Genomic DNA, 6780 nt, shown 5'->3' on the forward strand with positions numbered 1-6780 from the left:
TGGTCAGGATTTGTACATAAGCGAGGACATCATGGATACTGAAATAACCCCAACACAGCTGGCAATTGAATATTTACGTCGCGATAAGAGCAACCTGTCTCCGGCGCAGTACCTGAAAAAGCTGAAACAGCTTGAGCTGGAGTTCACGGATCTGCTGGCGCTCTCTTCGAATGAACTGAAAGAAGAGATCTACTTTGCCTGGCGGTTGGGCGTTCACGTCCATTGAGTGAGTGTTGTTGAACAGGCCGCGAGTGCGGCCTTTTTTGTGTCTGACATTCAGTATTTAGCGGGGAGCTTGTTGATTTTGATAAGCCTGCCTTCTTCCATTTCGATAAATCCGCCGGTTTTCAAATCCGCCAGAATGCGCATCACGCCGCTGCGGGAGAGGTGGGTTTTATCGCGGATATAGCGTTCAGCGGTTATCGTTTTGCGAAAAGTGTCTTCTTCGCGCATCAAATCGATTAACTGTCCACGAATAATCTCATAGGCAGAGGGCGCAATTCGATGAAGCATGTTTTTATAGAGGCGATTGGTAACATGCATAATATGTTGAGATAGAATATTCCAGAGATTGTGGGTTTCCACAACTTCCCGCGCTTTTTCTACCGAGATAACACCCGTCAGCCCTGGTGTAATGACTTTACAATACTCATCAAAAAAGACGTCCGTCACATTGCCTATCCCAAACAAAGCGGGGGCCTGCACAGTGAACAACAGGGTCTCATCATCCCGGCGGTAGGAGGCCACGCTTCCCTCCAGTATGAGGTAGCACATGGCCTCACCATGAATTGTATGCTCTAAACGTTCTCCGACGACTGTCGTATGAAAGACAGCAAAGGGACGCAGATGTGCAATTAGTTCACTCGCGAAAGGTGATGAGCGATAACGATCATCTGCGATGTCCTCAAAATCTGGCATAGATAACGGCCTTACTGTTTCATTGTATTATCGAAACATTATAGCGCCGACAGGGCTTTCAGGCTCTAACTCAGCAAGGTGTTATCAATACTTTAACGGTAAATGATTTATCTCCTGTAGAACCCCACGCTGCATCGTAATGTATCCGCCTGTTCTGAGTTCGGAGAGGATCCGCATGATGCCGCTACGTGAAAGCCATGTACGGCTCTTAATGTAATTTGCCGCAGTAGTATGTTCCCGAATGGACTCGGGTTCCTGCATAAGCTCCACGAGCTGAGTGCAGATAATATCGTATGCGGACAGCTGCGATATCATCGCGCAATGCTCGTACACCCGGGAAGCCGAATACATTAGCAGCCTAGCGAAGTGTTCCCACAAATTGTCATTCGCAATGATCTGATTGAAGCTGGCGAGCGCCAGCATACCAATCTCAGATGTTTCTAACGCCCTGACGTACATATGGCCGTTGGTATGCTGGTTACTGACGCCCAGAACAAAGGGAGCCGACTCAGAGTTGAGAATGATGCCATCCCCTCGACGGTGCAAGGCAACGCTGCCGCTTAACAATAAAAAGCAATAGCGTGCTTCGTCGCGATAATAGTGTATAACCTCACCTTTCTCGATTACCATCCGCTCTGAGAATGGCACCATGTGATTAATGAGTAATTCAATTGCGGAGAAAGGTTTTGTCGCTAAGGCGGAGATCCGCGCCTGAGGGGATAACGTCTCTAGCCTGGTATTCATAGTTAACCTCTTTTTTAACCGGTGCAGTTGAGCATGCGCACATAGCCGCATTATCTAAAACGTTAAGCACCAGGGAAATATACCCGACCGGTCTAAATTTAGACCGTTAAAGTAATAGTTATTATAAGTGCTTGATTTATTTATTAGCGAGTGACTGGTCTATGTTTGGACTGGTTTTTTATTTGAATGTAAGAATTTTCTTGGGCTTTGATTCTGTATGTGAAGTTATTAAAAGGTTAATGTTTTCTTTATAGAGTTAAGGTCTACAGTTGGACTGAAAATTAAATTGTCTTTTATCGGGCATTTTAATAAATTTCGTTTCAGCCAGTGAACAGCATTGAAGCTCCTGTCTTGTTTGTAGACGTTGTCTGTTATTTAAAGGGAGAGGGTTCAACGTTATGCTTACGGCACTTTTAAAACCGGCACATATAAATGGTCGAATAAACCATAGGGATGATGTTGCCGAAATGATAGTTATAAATAAAGTTACTAAGGATATAAATCATGAAAAAGAATATTATTGCTGCTGCTTTCGCTGCGACTGCTGCTCTGACCATGTCTAATGCATTCGCTTCTGCTGGTACCGTTAATTTCACCGGTGAAATCATCGATGCAGCGTGCACCGTTGACGCGGGTTCTGTAAACCAGACCGTTGATCTGGGCCGTTACAGCAAATCTGAATTTACCGCTGCTGGCGATAAAGCCGCTGCAACTAAGTTCTCAATCGTTCTGACCGACTGCCCGGCAACCGTAACAGGCGCAACCATCAAGTTTGACGGCTCTGCGGACCCAGCAAACTCCAACCTGCTGGCTGTAACCGGCGGCGCAACGGGCGTTGCTATTAACCTGATGACGGCTGACAGCCAGGATCTGCCGCTGTCGGGCGTTAACTCCCACGTATACAGCCTGTCTGAAACTGTACCAAACACCCTGGACTTCTTTGCTCAGTACGAAGCAACGTCTGCAACTGTGGGCGTAGGTCCAGCAAACGGTGTAGCGAACTTCTCCGTTAGCTACCAGTAATCTTCCTGACCGGAAAAATATATGAGGGCCGGTATACGGCCCTTTTTTATCGAGGTGTAAAATGAATTTTCTTAGCAAAACTTTAATTGCCTGCGCAGTGATTTCAGCAAGCGTGTCCGCCGCCAATGCGGGTGTTATTATTGGCGGAACGCGTGTCGTCTATGATGGCAATAAAAAAGAAGCTTCCATTGATGTTAACAACCCGGATAAGACGCCGTACCTTATTCAGTCATGGGTTGAGACATTAAATGGAGGCGCTGAGAAAGCTCCTTTTATTATTACTCCTCCGTTGTATCGACTCGATGGCGGCCAGCAAAACATTGAGCGTGTCGTGGTGACCGGCAACTTGCCGCAGGATAAGGAAAGTCTCTACTGGCTGAATATTAAAGCGATACCGTCAGCGCCCAAAAAAGATAATACGCTGCAAATAGCGATTAAAACGCGCATTAAGCTGATATACCGTCCTGCAGGCTTAAAGTCTCAGCAGCCGCAGGAGTTAAGTCATCAGTTAACCTGGCGTCGAAATGGTAATCAACTACAGGTTACCAACCCAACCAGCTATGTCATTAACTTTAATGAAATCAGTCTGGGCGGTAAAAAAATTGAAAATGTTTCGTATGTACTTCCTGGGGAATCAATGAATTTCACGCTGCCTGCTGGCGCTAACTCAACCTCTGTTAATTATAAAGTCATTAATGATTATGGAGCGGTGAGTGACGTGCAAAGCGCAAGCTTGTGAAAATAATTGTTTTTGGAATGTCGTTTCCAAGGTGACGTGAATGATGATAGTAAGGGAATATAATAATTTTAAACCTGCGCGATTGGCTTTACTGATTGCATTTGCCCTCGCGGGTTCAATGCAGAATGCCCTGGCGCGCGATTACTTCAACCCGGACCTGGTTGAGCTGGATAATCCGCAAAATGGGGGTAAAGCCGATCTCGCTGCGTTTGAAGCGGGCTCGCAGGCGCCGGGAACTTATCACGTCGATGTGATGCTGGATAACGAACTTGTTGATACGCGTGATATCGAATTCAAAACCTCTGGTGCCCCCAACGATGAGGGGAAATTAGAACCTTGTCTGACCGTGGAGCAGCTGAAAGAGTGGGGCGTAAAAACCGAGCTTTTCCCGGCGCTGGCGGTGGACAACGAACGTTGTGCGAACCTGAACGCGATTCCTTCCGGATCCACTGAATTCCAGTTTGGCGCACAGCGTCTGCTCATCAGCATTCCGCAGGCGGCGATTTCTCGTCAGGCGCGCGGATACGTTCCACCAGAACAGTGGGATGACGGAATCACGGCTGCGCTGCTCAACTTCAGCCTGAGTGGCGCCAACAACCGCTCGCGCAACGGGAGCAGTGATACCAGCAACACGCAGTACGCTAATTTGCGTCCGGGAATCAACATCGGGCCATGGCGTCTGCGCAACTACACCACCTGGTCACGGGATGAAGATGGCAAGGACAAATGGGACAGCGTTTATACCTACGCCCAGCGCGCGATCGTTCCGTTAAAAGCGCAGATGACCCTTGGGGACAGCACTGCGCCCGCTGATGTTTTCGACAGTATGCCGTTCCGCGGTGCGCAGCTGGCCTCCGATGATGATATGCAACCCGATTCACTCAAAGGGTATGCACCCGTCGTCCGCGGTATCGCGCGTACAAATGCGCAGGTCATTGTCCGTCAGAATGGGTATGAGATTTACCAGACCTACGTTACGCCTGGTGCCTTCGAGATCACGGATATGTATCCGACCGGGGGGGCAGGCGATCTGCAGGTAACAATTAAAGAGGCCGACGGTAGCATTCAACAGTTTACCGTTCCCTATGCGTCTTTGCCCGTACTGCAGCGAGAAGGGCGATTAAAGTACGCCGTCACGGGTGGGCAATATCGTTCCTATAACGGTAGCGTAGACAAGACACCGTTTGCGCAAATTACGGGCATCTATGGCTTACCGTATGGCTTAACGGCGTACGGCGGTGGTCAAACGTCGAGCCACTACCAGTCGGTCGCTGCCGGTATGGGCAAGAACATGGGAGATCTCGGCGCAGTTTCTGTCGATGTCATCCAGGCATGGTCTACCCCACAAAATCTGCCGAGCGATAGCGGCCAGTCCTGGCGTGCGCGCTACAGTAAAAACTTTGTCGAAACCGGCACTAACTTTGCTATCGCAGGCTACCGCTATTCGACCAAAGGCTTTTACGGTATGCAGGAAGTGCTTGATTCCTATGGCGATACGGGTTCATTGCAGAACCGACGTCGTAACCGTATGGAGCTGACAATGAACCAGTCTCTAGGCGGTTCATTAGGCTCGATTATGGTGAGCGCCGTTCGCGAAGATTACTGGAATTCCGGGCGAGCCATGGAGTCCTGGAGTCTGGGGTATAACAATTTCTGGAACGGAATCAGCTACGGTTTAACGTATACCTCAACGCGTAACGGGACGCCTGGTACCTATGGTAACCCTACGAGCTATGACAAAGACCAGATGGTGGCGTTTAACATTAGCGTGCCGCTGGATAAATTCTTGCCGCAGACGTGGGCAAACTACAGCGTCAATAACAGTAAAAATAGCGGAACCACCCATACGCTAGGTATCAACGGGACCGCGCTGGAAAACAATGCCCTGAACTGGAGCGTTCAACAGGGGTATGGCAGCAATAATGTCGGATACAGCGGCAACGTGAACGGTGATTACAAGGGTACCTATGGTGAGGTGACGGCAGGGTACAGCTACGACCAGAACAATGAGCGACTGAACTATGGTATTCAGGGGGGTGTCATCGCGCATGCTGACGGCGTGACGTTATCGCAACCGTTGGGAGAAACGAACGTCCTGGTAAAAGTCCCGGGGGCGAAAGGTCTGACGGTGCGAAACCAGACGGGCGCGAAAACGGACTATCGGGGATATACAACGGTAAACAACGTTAACGTCTACCGGAAGAACGATATCGTAATCGATCCACAAAGCCTGTCCGATGATGTCGAACTGGATCTCACGACCCGGACCGTTGTACCTACGCGTGGGGCTGTTGTTCGCGCTGAATACACTGCCAACGTGGGTCAACGCGCATTATTTACGTTATTGCGTGGTAACGGAAAGCCTGTTCCATTTGGGGCGATTGTTAGCGTCAACGGCATTAAAAACAGTGGATTTATTGTCGGCGATAGTGGACAGGTTTATCTCACAGGCTTAGGCGAGAATATTGACCTTATTGCGCAGTGGGGTGAGGGTAGTGATAAGCAGTGTAAAGCCTCATACATTTTAAAACCTACCGATGTTAAAAATAACATCGCGGTTGTTAATACTGTCTGTCGATAGGTAAGAAAATGAATGCATACAAATATCTTTTTCTGTTATTTTTTACATTAATATCTGTTAAAAGCTTTGCTGGAACCTGCACGAATAATTCTGGTCAACAAGCCTTTCTTATAGATTTTGGTCAAGTAACTGTGGCGCGCAGCGTGACTGCGGGAACAACCGTTGCTACCAAGACGGGTACGTTTAATGTAAATTACACATGTCCTGATAACACAGTTCCCTATGTTGAATCGGTGAACAATAATACTCCGCTCGGGAATAATCTCTATGATATAGGCATTAGTGGATTTGGGGTGCGTTTTTCAGTTTACAGAGCGGGCGGTATCTTTGACCATTACTTTCCAAATACGGTTTATTCTACTGGTAGTAATTACACGTATACTTATCAAATTGATCTGGTAAGGACATCCAATACAGCCAAATCCGGATCACTTGCTACTGTACAAATTGCAAACGCGTCAATTACAAACCAGTTTTTCATTGCGACCTGGAATGTTACTGGCGGATACATTAATTATCTGCCCTGTGATATGAGTACTTCGTCGCTGAATTTCCCTATAGGCACTATTCCCGGCTCGAGTTTTGGTACTTCAGTAGGAACAACGCCAGCAAATGCGCAAGCAACTAATACACTGGCATTATCCTGCAATACCGGCGCGAATGTTAGTATTTCGTTAATTGGTGTGCAAAACCCTGATGTTTCCAATACAAGCGTTTTAGCTTTATCAGGCCAAGGGGGGGCGGGGGTAGCGAAGGGTGTGGGGGTGCAAATGTT

At 48.1% G+C, this 6780-nt stretch carries 7 protein-coding genes; 5 read left to right on the top strand and 2 right to left on the bottom strand.

Annotated elements, in window-relative coordinates; all coding sequences use genetic code 11:
- Window positions 1-31 precede the first annotated feature (31 nt).
- The gene (locus tag INF73_RS05685; RefSeq protein WP_003857766.1) at window positions 32-226 is read left to right on the top strand and encodes a YdiH family protein; all 195 of its coding nucleotides are present in this window, start codon (window positions 32-34) and stop codon (window positions 224-226) included.
- Window positions 227-276: 50 nt separating this feature from the next.
- Here INF73_RS05685 and INF73_RS05690 read toward each other — a convergent pair whose 3' ends face one another.
- A complete protein-coding gene (locus INF73_RS05690) occupies window positions 277-918 on the bottom strand; it encodes a winged helix-turn-helix transcriptional regulator (RefSeq protein ID WP_193542773.1) in 642 nt (213 codons plus the stop codon).
- Between the two features lie 84 nt (window positions 919-1002).
- Window positions 1003-1662, bottom strand: a complete 660-nt coding sequence (locus INF73_RS05695; protein ID WP_193542771.1) for a winged helix-turn-helix transcriptional regulator — start codon at window positions 1660-1662, stop codon at window positions 1003-1005.
- Window positions 1663-2166: 504 nt separating this feature from the next.
- Between INF73_RS05695 and INF73_RS05700 the strand changes: the two genes are divergently transcribed.
- The 4 genes from INF73_RS05700 to INF73_RS05715 all read left to right on the top strand — a co-directional run.
- Entirely contained in the window at window positions 2167-2685 is a 519-nt protein-coding gene (locus tag INF73_RS05700) for a fimbrial protein (protein ID WP_193542769.1), read from the top strand.
- A gap of 61 nt (window positions 2686-2746) precedes the next feature.
- The gene (locus INF73_RS05705) at window positions 2747-3424 is read left to right on the top strand and encodes a molecular chaperone (RefSeq protein ID WP_028012853.1); all 678 of its coding nucleotides are present in this window, start codon (window positions 2747-2749) and stop codon (window positions 3422-3424) included.
- A gap of 40 nt (window positions 3425-3464) precedes the next feature.
- Window positions 3465-6005: a fimbria/pilus outer membrane usher protein gene (locus INF73_RS05710; RefSeq protein ID WP_227413086.1), complete on the top strand. Its 2541-nt coding sequence runs from the start codon at window positions 3465-3467 to the stop codon at window positions 6003-6005.
- 8 nt (window positions 6006-6013) lie between these two features.
- On the top strand, window positions 6014-6780 hold a 767-nt coding region (locus tag INF73_RS05715), incomplete at its 3' end, for a hypothetical protein (protein WP_193547286.1).

This window comes from Enterobacter cloacae complex sp. P6RS, assembly GCF_014982245.1.
GTDB lineage: Bacteria > Pseudomonadota > Gammaproteobacteria > Enterobacterales > Enterobacteriaceae > Enterobacter > Enterobacter bugandensis.

What these genes read in the sequence shown, in the direction of transcription:
- INF73_RS05685 (WP_003857766.1), top strand. Translation starts at nt 32, where the DNA reads ATGGATACTGAAATAACCCCAACACAGCTGGCAATTGAATATTTACGT.
- INF73_RS05690 (WP_193542773.1), bottom strand. Translation starts at nt 918, where the DNA reads ATGCCAGATTTTGAGGACATCGCAGATGATCGTTATCGCTCATCACCT.
- INF73_RS05695 (WP_193542771.1), bottom strand. Translation starts at nt 1,662, where the DNA reads ATGAATACCAGGCTAGAGACGTTATCCCCTCAGGCGCGGATCTCCGCC.
- INF73_RS05700 (WP_193542769.1), top strand. Translation starts at nt 2,167, where the DNA reads ATGAAAAAGAATATTATTGCTGCTGCTTTCGCTGCGACTGCTGCTCTG.
- INF73_RS05705 (WP_028012853.1), top strand. Translation starts at nt 2,747, where the DNA reads ATGAATTTTCTTAGCAAAACTTTAATTGCCTGCGCAGTGATTTCAGCA.
- INF73_RS05710 (WP_227413086.1), top strand. Translation starts at nt 3,465, where the DNA reads ATGATGATAGTAAGGGAATATAATAATTTTAAACCTGCGCGATTGGCT.